Origin of the sequence: Arthrobacter sp. FW306-2-2C-D06B (genome assembly GCF_021789175.1) — a bacterium.
GTDB lineage: Bacteria > Actinomycetota > Actinomycetes > Actinomycetales > Micrococcaceae > Arthrobacter.
Genome location: NZ_CP084560.1, coordinates 4,098,631 through 4,117,834 on the forward strand (window position 1 = coordinate 4,098,631; position 19,204 = coordinate 4,117,834).

At 64.1% G+C, this 19,204-nt stretch carries 16 protein-coding genes, 1 pseudogene and 2 riboswitches; of the genes and pseudogenes, 13 read left to right on the plus strand and 4 right to left on the minus strand.

Annotated features, from left to right (window positions below):
* The first annotated feature begins 13 nt into the window (after window positions 1-13).
* Entirely contained in the window at window positions 14-1,306 is a 1,293-nt protein-coding gene (locus tag LFT47_RS19095; RefSeq protein ID WP_236813168.1) for an MFS transporter, read from the plus strand.
* 80 nt (window positions 1,307-1,386) lie between these two features.
* On the opposite strand, the gene LFT47_RS19100 is transcribed toward LFT47_RS19095, so the two are convergent.
* A complete protein-coding gene (locus tag LFT47_RS19100; protein ID WP_236813170.1) occupies window positions 1,387-2,673 on the minus strand; it encodes an MFS transporter in 1,287 nt (428 codons plus the stop codon).
* 100 nt (window positions 2,674-2,773) lie between these two features.
* Here LFT47_RS19100 and trmB point away from each other — a divergent pair, with 100 nt between their 5' ends.
* The 3 genes from trmB to LFT47_RS19115 all read left to right on the plus strand — a co-directional run bounded on the left by trmB (window position 2,774) and on the right by LFT47_RS19115 (window position 5,891).
* Window positions 2,774-3,697: a tRNA (guanosine(46)-N7)-methyltransferase TrmB gene (trmB, locus tag LFT47_RS19105; protein ID WP_236813172.1), complete on the plus strand. Its 924-nt coding sequence runs from the start codon at window positions 2,774-2,776 to the stop codon at window positions 3,695-3,697.
* An 86-nt stretch (window positions 3,698-3,783) separates the two neighbouring features.
* Window positions 3,784-3,883: riboswitch (glycine riboswitch) on the plus strand.
* Between the two features lies 1 nt (window position 3,884).
* A riboswitch (glycine riboswitch) is annotated at window positions 3,885-3,987 on the plus strand.
* Window positions 3,988-4,036: 49 nt separating this feature from the next.
* Window positions 4,037-5,062 carry a lipoyl synthase gene (gene lipA / locus LFT47_RS19110; RefSeq protein WP_236813174.1) on the plus strand — a complete coding sequence of 342 codons (1,026 nt, stop codon included), beginning with the start codon at window positions 4,037-4,039 and terminating at the stop codon, window positions 5,060-5,062.
* Between the two features lie 16 nt (window positions 5,063-5,078).
* Window positions 5,079-5,891 carry a methylenetetrahydrofolate reductase gene (locus tag LFT47_RS19115; RefSeq protein WP_236813176.1) on the plus strand — a complete coding sequence of 271 codons (813 nt, stop codon included), beginning with the start codon at window positions 5,079-5,081 and terminating at the stop codon, window positions 5,889-5,891.
* 37 nt (window positions 5,892-5,928) lie between these two features.
* On the opposite strand, the gene LFT47_RS19120 is transcribed toward LFT47_RS19115, so the two are convergent.
* Window positions 5,929-6,636, minus strand: coding sequence for an anti-sigma factor family protein (locus tag LFT47_RS19120; RefSeq protein WP_236813178.1), 708 nt, complete (start codon window positions 6,634-6,636; stop codon window positions 5,929-5,931).
* Window positions 6,633-7,133: a sigma-70 family RNA polymerase sigma factor gene (locus tag LFT47_RS19125; RefSeq protein WP_059389901.1), complete on the minus strand. Its 501-nt coding sequence runs from the start codon at window positions 7,131-7,133 to the stop codon at window positions 6,633-6,635. Before LFT47_RS19125 ends, LFT47_RS19120 begins: the two co-directional genes overlap by 4 nt.
* A gap of 154 nt (window positions 7,134-7,287) precedes the next feature.
* On the opposite strand from LFT47_RS19125, the gene LFT47_RS19130 reads away from it, so the two are divergent.
* Entirely contained in the window at window positions 7,288-7,869 is a 582-nt protein-coding gene (locus LFT47_RS19130; protein ID WP_236813180.1) for a COG4315 family predicted lipoprotein, read from the plus strand.
* Window positions 7,870-8,015: 146 nt separating this feature from the next.
* Here LFT47_RS19130 and LFT47_RS19135 read toward each other — a convergent pair whose 3' ends face one another.
* Window positions 8,016-8,864, minus strand: coding sequence for a DMP19 family protein (locus LFT47_RS19135; RefSeq protein ID WP_236813182.1), 849 nt, complete (start codon window positions 8,862-8,864; stop codon window positions 8,016-8,018).
* A 167-nt stretch (window positions 8,865-9,031) separates the two neighbouring features.
* Here LFT47_RS19135 and LFT47_RS19140 point away from each other — a divergent pair, with 167 nt between their 5' ends.
* From LFT47_RS19140 to LFT47_RS19170, 8 genes and pseudogenes are all read left to right on the plus strand, one after another.
* Complete coding sequence (locus tag LFT47_RS19140; RefSeq protein WP_236813184.1) at window positions 9,032-12,451, plus strand: DEAD/DEAH box helicase; 3,420 nt, start codon at window positions 9,032-9,034, stop codon at window positions 12,449-12,451.
* Window positions 12,452-12,677: 226 nt separating this feature from the next.
* Entirely contained in the window at window positions 12,678-13,124 is a 447-nt protein-coding gene (locus LFT47_RS19145) for an acyl-CoA thioesterase (protein ID WP_236813186.1), read from the plus strand.
* 12 nt (window positions 13,125-13,136) lie between these two features.
* Window positions 13,137-14,012: a PaaX family transcriptional regulator gene (locus tag LFT47_RS19150; protein ID WP_236813187.1), complete on the plus strand. Its 876-nt coding sequence runs from the start codon at window positions 13,137-13,139 to the stop codon at window positions 14,010-14,012.
* Window positions 14,013-14,152: 140 nt separating this feature from the next.
* Window positions 14,153-14,248 (plus strand): annotated as a pseudogene (locus LFT47_RS21565) (hypothetical protein); the annotation flags it as partial.
* Window positions 14,249-14,353: 105 nt separating this feature from the next.
* The gene (locus LFT47_RS19155) at window positions 14,354-15,178 is read left to right on the plus strand and encodes an Lrp/AsnC family transcriptional regulator (RefSeq protein WP_236813190.1); all 825 of its coding nucleotides are present in this window, start codon (window positions 14,354-14,356) and stop codon (window positions 15,176-15,178) included.
* 155 nt (window positions 15,179-15,333) lie between these two features.
* Window positions 15,334-16,422 (plus strand): ABC transporter permease, encoded by a 1,089-nt coding sequence (locus LFT47_RS19160; RefSeq protein WP_236813192.1) that lies wholly within the window; start codon window positions 15,334-15,336, stop codon window positions 16,420-16,422.
* Window positions 16,423-16,473: 51 nt separating this feature from the next.
* A complete protein-coding gene (locus LFT47_RS19165) occupies window positions 16,474-17,625 on the plus strand; it encodes a sugar ABC transporter substrate-binding protein (RefSeq protein WP_236813194.1) in 1,152 nt (383 codons plus the stop codon).
* 8 nt (window positions 17,626-17,633) lie between these two features.
* Entirely contained in the window at window positions 17,634-19,187 is a 1,554-nt protein-coding gene (locus LFT47_RS19170) for a sugar ABC transporter ATP-binding protein (protein ID WP_236813196.1), read from the plus strand.
* Window positions 19,188-19,204 lie beyond the last annotated feature (17 nt).

The window sequence follows — 19,204 nt, forward strand, 5'->3', positions numbered from 1 at the left end:
CTTGGAGCACGACATGACCGCTACCGTAGGCTCTTCAGCCACAGTCCAGGTCCACAAGTCCCATCTGCGAACCCTCATCGGCACCGGCATCGGCAACGCCGTCGAATGGTACGACTGGGCCATCTACGCCACGTTCTCGCCTTTCATTGCCAGCGCGCTCTTCAGCAGTGCCGACCCCACCTCCGCGGTCCTCTCCACACTGGCGATCTTCGCCGTCGGATTCGTGGCCCGGCCGTTCGGCGGCTTCGTCTTCGGCTGGATCGGCGACAGGATCGGCCGCAAGACGTCCATGACGTTCGCCGTCGGCCTCGCAGCCCTCGGCAGCCTGCTGATCGGTATCGCCCCGACATTCCAGGCTGTCGGGGCTTTTGCCTCCGTCATGCTCCTGGTGGCCCGCCTCATCCAGGGCCTCGCCCACGGTGGCGAGCTGCCGTCGTCGCAGACGTACCTGTCCGAAATGGCCCCCAAGGAAAAGCGCGGCTTCTGGGCAACCCTCATCTACACCTCCGGCACCGCCGGCATCCTCGCCGGAACTTTGCTGGGCGCCATCCTGACCGGGGTGCTGAGCAAGGCCGACATGAACGCCTGGGGCTGGCGCGTCCCCTTCCTGGTGGGCGGCGCCCTAGGCATCTACGCCCTGGTCATGCGGGCCAAGATGAAGGAGACCGAGGCGTTCGAAGCCGAAGCTCCGAAAGAAAAGCGTGAGCCGATGTGGCCGCAGATCGTCAAGTACCGCAAGCAGGCCCTACAGGTGATCGGGCTGACCGTCGGCCTCACCGTTGTCTACTACATCTGGGGCGTCGTGGCGCCGAGCTACGCGGCCAGCAGCCTCAAGATGGACCGCGGCGCGGCCCTGTGGGCCGGGGTCATCGGCAACATCGCTTTCATTGCGTCGCTGCCGTTCTGGGGCAAGCTGTCCGACCGGATCGGCCGCAAGCCGGTGCTGATCGTGAGTTCCGCCGGCGCGGCGTTGCTGCACTTCCCCATGACGTGGCTCCTGAAGGATTCCCCGTGGCAGCTGGCCGTTTCGATGTCCGTGATGCTGTTCTTCATTGCCGGCAGCGCCTCGATTGTCCCTGCCGTGTACGCCGAGCTCTTCCCGACCAAGATCCGCACCGTGGGCGTCGGCGTCCCGTATTCGATCTGCGTTGCGGTCTTCGGCGGCACGGCTCCGTACCTGCAGACCTGGCTCGGCAGCATCGGCCAGGCCAACATGTTCAACGTCTACGCCGTGATCCTGCTGGCCATCGGAATCGGGTTCGCCTTCATGATCCCGGAAACCAAGGGCAAGGACCTGACACACTAACTCCCCCGTTCGGACCCAACTGGCTCGCATTTGTTGTCGTTTTGAGCCCTCATAACGACAACAACTGCGAGTCAGTTGGGCTAGCCGACGTAACGGTTCCGGCCGGCGCGGAAGCCGAAGAGCGCCGCCAAGGATCCCACCACGAGGAACAGGATGCCGGCGGCCGTGAAGCCACCAGTCACCTGGTGCAGCTGGCCCACCATGAGGGTTCCCGTGGAACCCAAGCCATAGCCGACGCCCTGCATCATGCCGGAAAGGTGCGCAGCGGTGTGGGAATCGCGGGTACGCAGCATGATCATGGTCAACGCGACGGCCGTGAGGCTCCCCTGGCCCAGGCCCAACAGCCCGGTCCACACCCAAATCAAACTCGTGGGGCCGAAAATACTCAAGGCGAAGCCGCCGCCGGTCATGAGCGCCACTACGGTGTTGATGACGCGCTGGTCTTTGAAACGTGCCGCGAGCCCGGGAGCGATGAACGAACCAAGCATCTGCAGCACAATCGACACGGACACGATCAAACCGGCCGTCCCGCCGTCGATCCCGCGATCGCGCAGAATCGGCGCCAACCAGGCGAACACGCTGAAGGACATCATCGCCTGCAACGCCATGAAGGTGGTGACCTGCCAGGCGACGGCGGAACGCCAGACCTTCGCGCCGCCGTCGGCCGCGTTGTGCCGGACGGGATGCTGGCGGATCGCGAGGGGCAGGAACAGCAAGAGTACGACGGCGGCGGGCAGCGCCCAGAACCACAGCGCCGAGGTCCAGTGCCCGGCCGCGACAAAGACGGGATAGGTGAATCCGGCGCCAAGCGCGGCAGACGCGCAAATCGCCGTCGTATACAGCCCGCCCATGAGCCCGAGCCGATGCGGGAAGTCGCGCTTGACCACGCCAGGCAGCAGCACGTTGCACAGCGCGATCGCGGCGCCGCACGCCGCGGTGCCGGCGAGGAGGGCCGGTAAGTGCCCGGCGCCGGCGAGGTCCACAGGACGGAGCAGCAGCCCGGCTGTCAGCACTGCCATCGCGCCGAGCAATACTCTCTCGGCACCGAACCGGCGGGCCAGGATCGGCGCCATCGGGGCGAAGACACCCAGCAACGTCACGGGCACAGTGGTGAGGACAACCACTGCCCAGCCCGGCAGCCCGGCGTCGGCGGTGACTTCCGGAAGGACTGCCGAAAAACTCGAAAAAACCGTCCGCAGATTCAGGCCTATCAGCACCAGGCAGATCCCCAGGAAGACGAGTCCGCCGCGTGTCTTGATCTGCGTGGGCTCGGCGGCGGGAAGCTCGTCGATCTCGGCGTCGACGAGGATCTCGGGGACGCCGGGGTGCGGCTCGGTGTTCTTTGGGGCGCTTGAAGCGGGGGTCACCAACCCATTCTGGCAGTCACGCTCATACGCGGCGTCCATGACGGGAGCGTATGCAGGTTCCGCGGCGGGGCTTTGACCGTGCAACGGTATTCTGGAGGAGATGAGTGAAACCCCAGAATCCCCCGAAACACCGCAGTCTTCGCGCCCCGTGACCCCAGGCAGCCAGGCCTCCTTCGGCACGTATGGCGGCCGGCCGGTGAGTTTCGTGCGCCGCGGGACGCGCCTTCAGGGTCGGCGCCAGGCCGCCTGGGAAGAGCACTCGGACCGCTGGGCCATCCAGGTTCCGCGGCATGTCGCCAACACTTCCGTACACCCGGACTACGTGTTCGACGCCGAAGCAGAGTTTGGGCGCAAGGCACCGCTGATCGTCGAAATCGGTTCGGGACTCGGCGACGCCGTATGCCACGCGGCGGAGGAGAACCCGGACAAGGACTTCCTCGCCGTGGAGGTCTACACCCCGGGCCTGGCCAACACGATGATCAAGATCAACAGCCGCGGACTCCGCAACGTCCGTGTCGTGGAAGCCAACGCCCCCGAGGTCCTGGCCACCATGCTCCCCGCGGGTTCTGTCAGCGAGCTCTGGGTCTTCTTCCCGGACCCGTGGCACAAATCCCGGCACCATAAACGCCGCCTTATCCAGCCCGCGTTCGCCGAACTCGCTGCGCGGTCCCTCGAGAAGGGTGGCCTGTGGCGCATCGCCACCGACTGGTCCAACTACGCCATCCACGTCCGCGAGGTCCTCGCCGGCTCCACCGAGTTTGAGAACGTGCACGACGGCGAGCGGACCGGCGCTGACAGCCCCCTCACCCAAGTGTGGGAATCGGGAGTCGAATCGATGGTGGGCGGGGCGCCCGTCAAGGAAGGCCGCGCCCCGGTCAGCACCGAGCACACCGGCCCCAACGAGGGAGTGGACCACGTGGGCGGATGGGCTCCGCGCTTCGATGGCCGCATCCGCACCAGCTTCGAAAACAAGGCCCACGAGGCCGGACGCATGATCTTCGACCTTAGCTATCGCAGGATCTAGCTTCACGATCGCGCCTAGGTTCTTTGCGCACCGCACAGGCACCGGATACCATGTGAGACGTGTCACCGAAAGGCGGCATGTGCTTATGATCTGCGGCGGGAGAGCCCTGCCGGTACATTTTCAGCAGGCGCCGTAGGAGCAAATCCTCCCCAGGAATCTCTCAGGCCCATGTACCGCCGCGGCAAGGCAACTCTGGAAAGCAGTCCGGGCTACCGGGCTCACCGACGGTGCAAGCGTCCAGCCACGAGGCGGGACGCGGAAACTCTCAGGTCCAATACAGAGCGGGGAGGAACCGAATCATCGTGGTGCGTCCGCGCCACCTGAATTATGGAGTTCCTCATGACCCTGGCACCTGAAGGCCGTAAGCTGCTGCGCGTTGAACAGCGCAACAAAGCCGTCCCGGTCGAACGCAAGCCCGAGTGGATCAAGGCCAAGGTCCAGATGGGCCCGGAATTCGTGGGCCTGAAGAACCTCGTGAAAAAAGAAGGCCTGCACACCGTCTGCGAGGAAGCCGGCTGCCCGAACATCTTCGAGTGCTGGGAAGACAAGGAAGCGACCTTCCTGATCGGCGGCTCCGAATGCACCCGCCGCTGCGACTTCTGCCAGATCGACACCGGCAAGCCCTCCCCCGTGGACATGTTCGAACCCACCAAGGTCGCCCGCTCCGTCCAAGCCATGCAGCTCCGCTACGCCACCGTCACCGGCGTCGCCCGCGACGACCTCGAAGACGAAGGCGTCTGGCTCTACGCCGAAACCGTCCGCAAGATCCACGAACTGAACCCCGGCACCGGCGTCGAACTGCTCATCCCCGACTTCTCCGGCAAACCCGAACACATCCAAGCGATCTGCGACTCGAACCCGGAGGTCTTCGCTCACAACGTCGAAACCGTGCCCCGGATCTTCAAGCGCATCCGCCCCGCGTTCCGCTACGACCGCTCCCTGGACGTCATCACCCAGGGCCGGGCCGCCGGCATGGTCACCAAATCCAACCTGATCCTGGGCATGGGCGAAACCCGGGAAGAGATCTCCGAAGCCCTGACCGACCTGCACGCCGCCGGCTGTGACCTGATCACCATCACCCAGTACCTGCGCCCCTCCGAACGGCACCTGCCCGTGGACCGCTGGGTCAAACCCCAGGAATTCGTCGAGCTCGCCACCGAAGCCGAGGAAATCGGCTTCCTCGGCGTCATGTCCGGGCCCCTGGTCCGCTCCTCCTACCGCGCCGGACGCCTCTGGGCCACCGCGATGCGCAAGAAAGGCCGCGAAATCCCGGCCCACCTGGCCCACATCGCCGAAGGCATCCAGGACTCCGGCACCACCCGCCAGGAAGCCCGCACCCTCCTCGCACACCACGCCACGGCCTGATCCGCAAGGAGCCAGCATGTTTCCCACCCGGATTGAAATCATTCCCTCAGACGGAATCGTTGAGAAAGTCCAGGCCGCAGTGCCGCTTTCCACAACGCTCACCGTCACCTGCCTGCCCCATCACGGCATCGTGCGGACCATGGAGGCTTCCGTCAAGCTCAGCCTGCTCGGCTACAACGTGATTCCGCACATCTCAGCACGCGGGCTGGAGCACCGGTCGCAGCTTTCCGGCATCCTCCGGGACTGCGAGACCGCCGGGATCACGGAGGTCTTCGCCATTGGCGGAGACGGTGCGCAAGCTGCCGGCCCCTATCGATCGAGCCTTCCCCTCTTGGCGGACATCGCCGAGTACTCCGGCGGCAGCATCACCGCGGGCATCGCCGGTTACCCCGAGGGGCATCCTTCCGTGAGCGGGCTGGACTTGCTGGATGCCCTGTTGGCCAAACAACACCTGGCGACGCATGTTGTCACGCAGATGTGCTTCTCCACCCCGGCGATCCTCGACTATGCAGCACTCCTGCGGCGGGAAGGCGTCGAGCTTCCGGTGTGGGCTGGAATTGCAGGGGCAGTTCCCCGAATCAAGCTGCTGGCCCTGGCAACCCAAATCGGCGTCGGGACATCCCTGAAGTTCCTCAGCAACAAAGGAACCCTTGCCCGCAAGCTTCTCGGCGGGGACAAGTACTCACCGGACGGCCTGGTTTCCGAACTCATGACGCACCCGGATGGTATCTCCGGAATCCATCTGTACAGTTTCAACCGACTGGACATGCCCAGCTGGGAGCGAAGCGATCTGCCCGATCCCGAGGCCAGCGAAGCAGCATCCGCGTAGCCGCGCACCGCTATAACCGCGTAGGTCCCGGGGACCCCTAGCTCCCCGGGACCGAAATCACCGCGACCGTCTTCTGGGCGTCATCGCGCAGTTCCACGCCCGAAATCCCGGCGAGCTGGACCGGCGTCGCGCCCGTGACCTTGATGTGGCCGCTGGGCGTCGCCGTCCAACCGCAAGCCATTTCCTCCGTGCCGTCGCGGCCCTTGACCCACAGGTACATCGTGCCTTGCGCCGGCATGCTGCGGCCTTCGAGTTGCAGCTCGGTCCCCCACGCCTTCCTGACGAACCCCACAGTCAGCTGCAGGCCGTTGTCTGTCTGCAGCGAGTAGCTGGCGTCAGGCTTGGGTGGCTGGTTCAGCACCGGCCCCGCCAGTATGCCCAACCCCAGGCAAGCGGCGGCAACGGCACCCATCAAGGCCGCCCACCGGCGTCGGGACTTCCGCCGCCGTGCCGTCATCTTCACAAGAATCGGCTGCGGGAGCGTTTCTGGAAAAGCCCCCCAAAGTGAGCGGGCGTCGGATGGAGCTGCGGCGGAGGGCTCGACGGCGGGCCGCCCGGCGGCGAGCGCGACGGCGTCGGGCACGGGGACGGCGTCGAGGAGGGCAGGGAGGCTTTCCAACTCGCCCAGCTCGAGCCGGCAATCAGCGCAGCTTGCCAAGTGCCCTTCGAAAGCCCGGGCCTCGGCAGGCTCCAGGCCGCCGAGCAAGTAGGCGCCCAGCAATTGGTGAAGTCCGGTTTCGTTCACCGCTGCACCCCCATTTCGTCGAGAATCGTGCGAAGCGCCCTGACGGCGTAGAAGGCCCGGGATTTCACCGTGCCGCTGGGGATGTTGAGCCTCAGCGCGGCCTCGTTCACCGTGAAACGTTCGTAATGCAGGGCTACCAGGACCTCCCGGTGTTCGGTGCTGAGCCGCAGGAGCGCCTCCTCCATAAGGACCCGATTGAGGAGCTCGTCCACCCGCTCGGTGGCCTCCTCCGGGTCCGCCATGTCGCGTTCGGCAGCCTCTGCCGGGCGCCGCTGGGCCTTGCGGTAGTTGTCGATGATGACATTGCGGGCAGTGCGGAACAAATAGCTGCGCAGGCTGCCGGTGATCTGAGGGGCGTGCTGCCACACCCGGAGGATGGTTTCCTGCACCACGTCTTCCGCCAAGTGCGCGTCCGGCGTGCAGCTCAGCACGAAGCGGCGCAGGGCTGTGCCGTGGTCGCGGTAGATCGCGGCCACCACATCCTCGTCGAGCGGCATCGGCGCCTCCTTGGTGCTCGGCTTCCCCTTCTCCTGCGATACGACGTGCCCGCCACGAAAAAGGTTCACGCCCTGTGAACCATTCTTCACCCGGCGGCGTCGTACGGGTTAGCTTCCGGCACGTCCACGGCCGGTGCGAGCGAAGGAGCAAACCATGAAGAAGCAACTCGGCACCGGGCTCGGCATTCTTGCGCTGGCCATCGCGCTCACTGCCTGCGGAGGAAGCCCCGGCGCGTCCTCCTCATCCTCGAGCGCCACCAGTCCCAGTCCTACGGCATCCAGCCCCGCGGCGTCGAGTACGCCTGCTGGCGCTGCGGAACTGAAGACGGCGTCGTCGAGCGTTGGCGAGCGAGTGGTTGCGGCGAACGGCAAGAGCGTCTACATCTTCGCGAAGGACGTCAAGGACTCCGGCAAGAGCGCCTGCACCGGCGGCTGCGCTACCAACTGGCCTGCCGTGACGACGACGTCGACCAAGCCGGCGGTTGACGGGGTGAGCGGAACCATCGGCACCATCCCCACAGCAGACGGCAAGATGCAGATCACCATCAACGGCATGCCCCTCTACTTCTACTCCAAAGACGAAGACTCCAGTGACACCTACGGCCAAGGCGTGGGCGGCGTCTGGTCCTTGGTCAGCCCGTCCGGTTCCATGCTGACCCCGAGCAGCAGCAGCCCGAGCGGGAGCAGCACCCCAAGCGGGAGCAGCACCCCAAGCGGGAGCAGCATGGGCTACTGAAACCCTCGCTCACTTTTGCAGCCCAAAACACAAACGCTCGCTCAGATCTCTCCGGGCCTGCCGGAAGATCTGAGCGAGCGTTTGTCCTGGAGGCCTCAAAGGTGAGCGGGCGTCCGCCTTGGAAGCCCTATAGGTGAGCGGGCGTTTTAGGCGTCTTCGAACTCTTCAGCGTCCTCGAACTCGACGGCGGCGATGATTTCCTTCGTCTCCGGGTGGATCATGAAGGCTTCGTCGTCCTCTTCGATCATGATGTAGTTGCCGTGGTCCGTGGTGAAGTGCCAGGCGAGGATCGTCTCGCCGTCGTGCTCGTAGTTGGGATCGCCCATGGTGATCTTCTCCAGCTGGTAGCCGGCAACGTCGCACAGTTCACGGATGATGAGCTCGAATTCAGGGGCGTTCTCAAGTTCAGCTTCCGCCGCCTCGGCCTGGCGCTCTTCGAGGTTCGGGATGAGGGCTACGCGCTCGGCGATGTGGGCCTTCAGCTGCTCCTCGTCCAGGTAGAGCACTCCGTCCTGGCTGCGGAGCCACGCCGCGTTGAGTTCGATGATGTCTTCGGTCTCCAGGAGGGATTCGAATTCGCCGTCGAGGGCCTCGAGTTCGGCAACGGCTTCCGGTGCCACTTCGGACTCGTCAAGGTCGCCGTCCAGGTAGGCCTCGGCGTCTTCCTCGGACAGGGCGTCGAAAGCTGCGGCGGTGCGGTTGAACAGCTCAAGGTGGCCTTTGGCGCCCATTCCTTCGAGGCCTTCGCGGACAAACGCATCCACCTCTTCGCGTTCCGGGACCGTGAACACGTACTGGGCGAAACCGCCCGCGAGTGCTTGCGTCAGGTAGTAGTCCACAAAGTAGCTGCGCAGAGCATTGGTAGCGATTTCCTCATGGTTGAGGAGCTCCTCGTACATCTCGTTGACCACGGTGACGTTCGCGTCCACAACGTCGGCGCTGTCGGCCTCGATGCTGTCCTTCGTCAGAACGACGGGGTTCTCATTGCTGGTCATGGGATTTCCTCACTGCTTGGAAGCTTGTGCTGCTCCGGACCCTTTCAACGTACGCGGGGGGGGTTGTCGGGCAAGCTAGGCAGAGGTGAACGTCCGGCAAAGTTTCAGGGCTGCTTCATGGGCCCTAGGATTCATAGATAGCCTCCTGCCGAAAGTAGCCCTAACGAATGCCTTCCCACTCAGACGACTCCTGGGAACTGGCGATTCAGACACCCGCCATCAACGACCGCTCCCTGGCGGCCGGCCTCGCCTACGCCATGGGAAGTCGGGTCAGCAGCATCACTTTCGACTCCGCCACGGGATTGATGATGGGCAAGGTCAGGGGCAGTGGCCCGTCAGCGTATTCGACGTCGGCCAAGCTGGTCCGCAAGCCCGGCGGCTGGAGCTGCACCGTCGGCGTGTGCAGCTGCCCGGTCCGCAAGGACTGCAAACACGTGGCCGCCCTTCTCTTCGCCGCCGAAGACCATCCCGCCGTGCGGGCGCAACTGCTGAGCGCGCCCGCGTTTGGGCAGACGGCCCAGCCTGGGGCAACCGTGCAGCGTCCGGCCTGGGAGCAGGCACTCAGCAAGCTCATCGCTACTCCGGGAACCGCAACGCAAGGCCAGGGTCTCCCCCTGGCGCTGGCGTTCGAGGTGGAAGAACCCGCCCCGCACTTCTCCTACACGGGCCGGCGCGATCCGCTCCGCAGCGTTCGCCAGCTCAAGGCCCGCCCGGTGATGATGGGCGCCAAGGGCAAGTGGATCCGGGGCGATGTTTCCTGGACCAACCTGAACTACCTCGGCTACAAGCGCGAGTTCAACGAAGCGCATATCGACTGGATGCAGAACTTCCTGGCCGCGCATTCCACTGCGGACTACAGACAGCTCACTTCGAGCATGTGGATGCTCCTCAACGAGTTCGCCGGGAAAAACCTCTGGAGCCTCCTTGTCGAGGCCGAGAAGATAGGGGTTTCCCTTATCCACTCCGGCGGGACCGAGCCGGTCCGCATTGCTGCGGAGCCCGCCGTCGTCGGGCTGGACCTTAGCCGGCCCGACGACGGACTGCAGCTCGCGCCGTCGGTGACCTTGGGCGGGGACGCCCTTGATCCGGCCACTTTGGGCCTGATCGGCCGCCCGGCGCATGGCTTGTTCTTCACGGGTCCCGGCGAGGGGCACTTGCCCGGCGTATCGGCACCCGAGAACCTCATCACGCTGGCTCCGTTGGAGGGCGGCGAGTCGCAGGAACTCCTCGATTTCGTCATGGGCGCATCCCGGCTCCAGATCCCGGCGAAGGACGAAGAGCGGTTCCTCACGGCGTTCTATCCGAAGCTCAAGCAGTCCACCCGGGTCACAGCAGCGGACCAATCGGTGGAGTTGCCGGTGCTCGCCGTGCCCACGCTGTCGCTGCTGGCAAACTACGGCGCTGACCACCGGGTGCGGCTGCACTGGGAGTGGCACTACAAGGCCGGCAAGCTCGTGACCGCCCAGCCCCTCTGGCGGCACCCGGACGACCACGGCTACCGCGACGACGCCGAGGAGGCCCGGATCCTTGAGTCCCTGGGCCGGCCTTGGGAAGTGGTTGCCGCGCTGGGCGAATCCTCGAGCGGAGGATGGGGGGCTCCACGGCTGGCCGCATCAGTAGCGCTGGACGGCCTGGACACCCTGGCCTTCACCGAGGAGGTACTGCCCCGGCTCAGCGAACTGCCCGACGTCGTCGTGGACACCTCGGGCGAGATCGCCGACTACCGCGAGGCCACCGAGGCCCCCGTCGTCTCCATCTCGACCAAGGCCACCGACAGCCGCGACTGGTTCGATCTCGGCATCGTCATCACGCTAGAGGGTGAACCTGTGTCCTTCGCCGCAGTGTTTTCCGCCCTCGCGGCCGGCCAGAGCCGAATGTTGCTGCCCAGCGGCGCCTACTTCTCGCTGGATCTGCCCGAACTGCACCAGCTCCGCGCGCTGATCGACGAGGCCAGATCCTTGCAGGACAACCCGGACCGCCACGGCACCCTGCAGATCAGCCGCTTCCAGGCCGGCCTCTGGGATGAGCTCGCGCAATTGGGGATTGTGGACGAGCAAGCGGCCGCATGGCGCGAGGCCGTGGGCGGATTGCTCGACGACGGCGTGACCGGGCTCCCGCTGCCGGGCTCGCTCGACGCCGAGCTCCGTCCCTATCAGCTGGAGGGCTTCAACTGGCTTAGTTTCCTGTACCGTCACAGCCTGGGCGGCGTCCTGGCCGACGACATGGGCCTCGGAAAGACAGTGCAGGCGATTGCCTTGATGTGCGCGGCGAAGGAGCAGGCTGAATCCGACGCCGGCGGCGCGGGCGGCACCGCGGGCGCGGGGGGCACCGCGGGCGCGGGGGGCACCGCCCCCTTTTTGGTGGTCGCGCCTACCAGCGTCGTGGGCAACTGGGCCGCCGAGGTCCAACGCTTCGCGCCCGGCCTGAGCATAAAGACCGTCGGGGAGACCTTCGCCAAGAGCGGCACGGATCCGCAGGAAGCCATGGCCGGAACCGACGTCGTCATCACTTCCTACGCGCTATTCCGGATCGACTACGAGGCGTACGCAGCCAAGGAATGGGCCGGGCTCATACTCGACGAAGCCCAGTTCGTCAAGAACCACCAGTCGAAGGCGTACCAGTGCGCCCGGAAACTCCCGGCATCCTTCAAGCTGGCCATCACCGGCACGCCGCTCGAGAACAACCTCATGGAGTTCTGGGCGCTGACCTCGATCGTCGCCCCCGGGTTGTTCTCCAGCCCGCGCCGCTTCGCGGAGTACTACCAAAAGCCGGTCGAAAAGAACGGCGACAAGGCCCAGCTCGCCAAGCTCCGCCGTCGGGTCCGTCCCCTCATGATGCGCCGCACCAAGGAGCAAGTCATCAAGGACCTGCCACCGAAGCAGGAACAGGTGCTGGAAGTGGTGCTGAACCCGCGGCACCAGAAGGTGTACCAGACGCATCTGCAGCGTGAGCGTCAGAAAATCCTGGGTCTCATCGACGACGTCAATAAGAACCGCTTCACCATTTTCCAGTCGCTCACCCTGCTGCGGCAGTTGAGCCTGGATGTCTCCCTGGTGGACGAGTCCCTGTCCGCAGTGCGCTCGTCCAAGCTGGATGTGCTGTTCGAACAGTTGGAGGACATCGTTGCGGAGGGGCACAGGGCGCTCATCTTCAGCCAGTTCACGGGGTTCCTGGGCAAGGTCCGGGAGCGGCTCGACGCGGAGGACATCGAGTATTGCTACCTCGACGGCAGCACCCGGAACCGGGCCGACGTCGTGAGCGAATTCAAGAACGGCGCAGCGCCCGTGTTCCTCATTTCCTTGAAGGCCGGCGGCTTCGGCCTGAACCTGACCGAAGCCGATTATGTCTTCCTGCTGGACCCATGGTGGAACCCGGCGTCCGAAGCGCAGGCAGTAGACCGCACCCACAGAATCGGGCAGGCGAGGAACGTGATGGTCTACCGGCTGGTGGCCAAGGACACCATCGAGGAAAAGGTCATGGCGCTCAAGACCAGGAAGTCGCAGCTGTTCGCGGACGTCATGGAAGGCGATGCCCTGACCGGTGGCGCCCTGACAGCGGAGGACCTGGCCGGCCTGTTCGCGGAGTAGGGATGCGCGCCTGAGGAACGACCAGGACCGCCGCTATTCACTTTTGATCCCACAAATGTGAATAGGGAGCGACTAACTCACCGTTCCAGGAGGCTATGTGGATGCCTCCGTGATTGGTTCCGTCCTGAGCCAACCCCTTTCGGCATATCGAGTTCCGAACGGCCGTCACTTGATGTATACAATTGAACGCGGCCTGAGCACTACAAACGTCGCCGAAGGGGGAACCGTGGAGGGCACCGAACCGCCATCAGGGATGCAGGCAAGCATCGACAGAACCGTGGAATGGGTGGACACCGATGCGTCGGGCCATCAGCACAATTCGGCGATCATGCGCTGGGTGGAGGCTGCCGAGGCAGAGCTCTTCCGCAATCTGGTGCTTCCGGAGTATTTTCCGAGCGCTCCACGAGTGCAGCAAGTGGTCAATTACACCGCCAAGCTGTGGTTTGGCCAGCGGGTGACAGCGACCGTGCGGATCCAAAAAGTCGGCCGCTCATCCATGACCCTTGCCTTTGAGGTCTACGGCCACGCCCATCCAAACTCGCCGGGCGGCCTCGCTGCCCATGGCACACTGACCACAGCCCACGTGCCCTCGGGCTCGGTTTCAGCCCAGCCGTGGCCGGAACGGATCCGGCAGGCGGCTGGCGTAGCGGTCCCGAACAGTCCGGGGCTCTGAACCGTGATGGACATGCCCGCACCGCCGGTACGCCACCAGCAGCTGATCGTCACCATCTATGGGCTCTACGGCCGGAGTTCGGGCGATGCCCTCCCTGTCTCAGTGCTGATTTCCATGCTGGGCGACCTCGGCTACGACGCGCCCGGAGTCCGTTCCTCTGTCTCGCGGCTGAAGGCCAAGGGTGTCCTCAAAAGTGTCCGCCAGGACGGCGTCGCCAAATACGAACTATCCGACACTGTTCTGGATGTTTTCCGCGAGGGCGACCGGAGGATCTTCGCCGCCGATCGCTCCACCGAGCTGGAATCCTGGGTGCTCGCCGTGTTTTCCGTCCCTGAATCAATGCGGAACCGTCGGCACCAACTACGCTCCGAGCTCTCCGGGCTCGGTTTTGGATCCGTGGCCTCAGGGGTATGGATCGCACCGGCCCAAGTCCTTGACCAAGCCCGTGAGCGGCTTGCCTCGCGCGGGCTTGTTCAGTTTGTGGACTTCTTCCGCGGCGACTACTTGTTTGAGGGCCCCATGCGGCCGAAGGTGGCCGAATGGTGGGACCTGAAGGCCATCGACGAGCAATTCGCCGAATTCCTGGACCTCTATGAAGGGGCCGGAGATCTTTGGACCGGACTGGTCGGGGATGATCCCGGGGCCGCCTTGGCCAACTCGACTGCGGAGTTGCGCCGGGATGCTTTTCGCTACTACATCCCCATGCTGACCCTGTGGCGCCGCTTCCCGTACCGGGACCCGAACCTGCCGCTGGAATACCTCCCGAAGGGATGGCGCGGTCCGGCCGTTCGCGAGACGTTCCAGGCGGTTCATCGCCTTGCCGCGCCCCTCGCGGCCGCGCACGCGCACGAACTCATCCACGGCAGCATCGACCTGGTGGCACCCTAGCGCGATCCAGCGGGGCAACATGGACGTTGACATACCGCCGAGTCGACTGTTAAGTTCGCGCACAGGTCTCGCGGCCAACGCCACGCGGGGTCGTCTCGTCCCGCCTCATCGGGAAGCAACCTTCAAATAGTCGGGGAATTGTGTACGAATCCATCGCTCCGGACGAGCTTGACTTGGCGTTGTTGGAGTCACTGCAGCGCGCGCCGCGCGCGCCATGGGCTCTGATCTCCCAGGCGCTGGACGTCGCGCCAATCACTTTAGCTCGCCGGTGGGACCGCTTGCGCGAAGCCGGGCTCGCTTGGGTCAGCGCTACGCCCGGTCCGGCTTTTCACACTGTTGGCGTGACCGCGTTCGTCTTGATGTGGTGCCGTCCACGGCTTAGGGAAAAATTGGTCGTAAGGCTGCAGAACGACCCTTCGGTGGCGACCTTGGAAATCACGGGGGGCGCGCCCGATCTTTCCATGACGGTGTTCTCGAGCAGCCTCTACTCGCTTCACGAAAGTGTATTGAGCCGGCTGGGGAGCTATCCCGGAGTTGACCGTGTCGAAGTATCGATTGTAACCACACTGTACGGAGAGGGTAGCCGCTGGCGGCTCCGCGCGATGGACGCCGGTCAGGTGGGCAGGCTCGCATCAGTAACTTCACGGGATACGCTCGAGCGCCGGGAGATGCCGCAGCTGGATCCAGTGGATCGTTCTCTGCTGGACGCGTTGGTGATTGACGGCCGAATGGCATTCCAGGATTTGGGGGCACAGGCGGGCGTGACCCCGGCGACCGCCCGGCGTCGCGTGGGCCGGCTTGTTGACAGTGGGGTTGTGCGAGTCAGGTGCGATCTTGCCGCGCCAGTGTTTGGCTGGCCCATCTCGGCAACAATCTGGGGCAAGGTTCCGGCGAACAGGCTTCAGGAGGTTTGTCGGAGCTTGGCAGGATCCTCTCAAGTTCGCGTCGCGGCGGCAACGACAGGATCCAACAACCTCATGGCGACCTGTTGGCTCCACTCGCTGGGAGAGATCGAGGCGGTAGAGGCAACCCTGCTTGAGCGGTTTCCCTTTGTGGTTGTGTCTAACCGGGTTATCGATCTGCGGTCCGTCAAGCGAATGGGCAGGCTTCTCGGAGAAAATGGTCGGTCCGCGGGCGTCGTCCCGCTCCGACCGTGGACGGACTGAGCCCAACCAGACGGAGCGAGGATCGTTTTCCTACAATTTTGGCCGCGTTGTTGCTGAATTCAAACAAATTTCTGCCTCTTATGATCGTTGACCTCAGACTCTTCTTAAAGCGCGACGACGCGCAAGCACTGAGTGAGATCCCTAGGAGTGACAAAATGGCGCAAACGCGAACCGGACAAGACCCTGCGGCCTCCCCCGCGACGTCTCGCGGCGGCCTGGTTAAGGACGGACCATCCCGTCCCGCAAACGCGGCTGACATCCCCGTGGCCGAGCCGAGGTTGCGGGCTCACGATTGGATCGCTCTGATCGGTTCGCGCTTCGGGCTGATTATCACCTGGGCCTTGATGATCGTGGCCTTTGGCGTGCTCCTGCCCGGAGTTTTCCTCTCGGGCTCGAACTTGGGTTACCTTCTCAGTTCGCAAGCCACGGTCCTGATCGTGGCAATCGCCGTGACGATTCCCATGGCCGCCGGGGAGTTCGATCTGTCGTCGAGCGGTGTAGTGGTGATCACTGTGGTCACGATGGGATATCTAAACGTCATCCAACGGTGGCCGCTGATGCCGACAGTGCTCGTGGCGCTGGCAATTGGGTTGGTGGTCGGATGCGTGAACGCCTTTTTCGTCGTCCGAATCGGGATCAGTTCACTCATTGTCACGCTCGCGATGACCTCGGTGCTCATCGGCTTCGCTCTGGGGCTGAATAACCTCACCGTCACCGGCATCTCTGTGGACCTGGTCGATGCCGCCCGAAGCACTGTGGGCGGGATCCAGCTCGTCTTTTTCTACGCCCTGGGTGTGGTGGTTGTGGCGTGGTACTTCTTCCAACACACGCCCGTCGGCCGCAGCCTGTACTTCACAGGTGCCGGGCGGGAGGTAGCTCGACTGTCCGGAGTTCGAGTGGACGCGATCCGTGCCGGGTCCCTTATCGTATCCAGCCTTCTTGGCGCGGTGGCCGCAGTTCTGCTTACCGGCGTGCTCGGCTCGGCTGACCCAAACGTTGGTACCAGCTACGCGCTCGCACCGTTCGCGGCCGCGATGCTCGGATCCACCAGTTTCACGCCCGGCCGTTTCAACATCTTAGGAACGGCGGTCGCGACATACTTCCTCGCAACCGGCATCACCGGGCTCCAACTCTTGGGACTGGCCGGCTGGGTGACGCAGGTGTTCTACGGCATGGCCCTGATCCTGGGAGTCGCCCTTTCAACGTTTGCGGCCCGCCGCAACGGCCGAACAATTCGCGCATAAGCATCCAAGAACAATGTCGTTCTCGACCCAAACAAATTTAGGTGATTTCAAATGATGAGACAGAAACGTGCAGCCATCCTGCCCATCGTGATTTCCGTTGCGCTCCTGGGCATGACGGGCTGTCAACGAGCGAGCGAGAGCACAAATGCCGCGGGGACCTCAAACCCCGAAAGCGCCGCCACCAAGGCGCTAGCCCTCGACATCGCGCCGGTGACCGCTAGCCCCAAGATCCAGTCGGTCAAGAACGGGACTTCCTTACGTGGCAAAAACATCAGGTTCATCGCGAGCGGCCTCAGTTTCCCGTTCAGCCAGGACGTTCTTGCCGGCGTCAAGGAGGGCGCCGCGGCTGCGGGTGCCACCGTCACTGTTTCGGACAGCGAGGGCGATCCTCCGAAGGCCGCTTCCCTCGTAGATCAGGCAGTCGCCCAATCCGTCGACGTCATCCTGCTTCAGGGCACGCCCCCGAAGAGCGTTGCATCGAGCATCACCGGGGCCAAAAGCCACGGGATCCCCGTGATCAGTGTCGGCAGTAACGCGCCGGGCAAGGTCTCCAAGGAACTTGCCGATATCGGTGTATTTGCCTACGCGTCGGCAACGAACGACGTGGGTACCCGGCAGGCCAACTTCGTGGCTGCGGACTCGTCGTGCCACGCAGGTGTGCTCTACCTGGGCTCTTCGAGCTTCGGAACCTCGAGTTCCGATGTGGTCGACCAGTTCACGAAACAGTTCGCCCAGTTGTGCCCCGATGCCAAGGTCGCCGTGCAGGATGCGCCTTTGGAAGCTTGGTCGTCTCTCCTGCAACCGCAGGTCAACGCGTTTCTGCAGCGCAATCCAGAAACCCGCTACGTTGTGAGCCTTGTCGACGACATGAATCTGGCGATCAAGCCGTCGATCACCGGGCTCGCCGGCCGAAACATCCGCTTGGTGGGCTCGAACGCCATTGTCGGGGCAATGAGCGGGCTCCAGGACAAGGCGGACCCGGAGGCGGCGACAGTAGGGACCAACCTCTACCAAATGGGGTGGGCGGCGGTTGACCAGGCGATGCGCGCGATCGCAGGCGAGGATGCGGTTGCAGACGAGCAGGTCCCGAACCGGACATTTACGCGGGCCAACATCGACACGATCGACCTCGCGAAGAAGTCCGGCGACTGGTACGGCTCGTTCGATTTCCGAACCTTCTACACCCGGCTCTGGCAAGGGTGATCAGTACCATGAACTCAACGAACCGGGAGCCCCTGCTTCGGGCCGAGCACCTCACTAAGTCCTACGGGGCCCGTCCCGTCCTCAAGGAGGCATACCTCAACATCGTGTCCGGTGAGATCCATGCCCTCCTGGGCGAGAATGGCTCAGGCAAGTCCACACTGATCAAACTCCTCGCCGGCCAGATCTCCCCGGATGGGGGCTACACGGCAGACAATGCTCCCTGCGTCACGGTGTCCGGCCGGTCGGAGGGCCTCCCGATCGACCCCAAGACGGCAGAACGCCTGAAGCTTGGATTCGTGCACCAGGATCTCGGCCTGGTCCTTTCATCCACCGTCATTGAGACGCTCGGGTTAGGCCGTTACCGAACACAGTGGGGAAGGATCAGCTGGCGCGCCCAACGGTCCTATACCGAGGAGACCCTCCGACGGTATGGACTCGGGCTCTCGCCCGACGCGGTGGTCGGACGCCTGTCCGCAGTAGAGCGGGCCATGCTGTCGATCATCAGGGGCATCGAGTCCATAAGCGGCGAAGAAAGGGGTGTGCTCGTCCTGGACGAACCCACAGCCTACCTCCCGGCGGACGCGGTGCACCAGCTATTCGAGGTCCTCCGCAGGATCAAGGCCACGGGTAGCTCGGTGTTGTTTGTGACCCACCGACTCGACGAAGTAAAGGACGTTTGCGATCGGGCAACCATCCTGAGGTCAGGAGAAGTCGTGGCAACGATGGACGTCGCGTCAGCGACTACCGACGACCTCATAACGGCCATCCTTGGGACGAAGCTCACCGACCTCTATCCGTCCGAACATACGACCGTGACTGAGCCCGTCCTACGGGCTACAAATCTCAGCGGAGCAGAAACGCGTGATGTCTCATTCGTGGCGTCCCGCGGAGAGATCGTCGGACTGACGGGCCTCGTGGGAGATGGTTTCGAGGAGATCATCGGTCTGTGCTTCGGTGCCAGCCACGGAGAAGGGAAAGTCGAAGTCAAAGGCACGGAAGTCGAGCAGAAGTGGCTTCGACCGCGCCGTGCCATGAGCATGGGGATGGCGTATATCCCCGCAGATCGGGCGACCTCCAGCGGTCTCATGGCGGCTTCGGCGGCCGAGAACCTCACGATGGCCACCATGAGGCGTTACTGGCGCTCGGGTCGCATGGCCTACTCAGAGGAGCACAAGGATGCAATCGAGGCGATGCGCCGTGTTGGGTTGCGGCCGCTGGCGCCCGATCTGCCCCTGAGTTCGTTCAGCGGCGGCAACCAGCAGAAACTCATCCTTGCCAAGTGGCTGCTCACCCGTCCCCACGTTCTCTTCCTCCACGAACCGACCAACGGCGTGGACGTGGGAGCAAAGAAGACTCTCTTTGACCTGATCAACCGCGCAGCCCAAGATGGCTGCTGCGTCGTGATCGCGAGCAGTGAATACGAGGATCTCGCCCATCTTTGTCATCGAGTCATCGTCATCAAGAACGGGGCCGTCTCCGGAGAGCTGACCGGGGATCAGCTAACCACCGATGCCATCACCCACCGCTGCCTCGCCTCCACCGCGACGCCTGCCACATCGTGAAACCAACATTAAGGAAT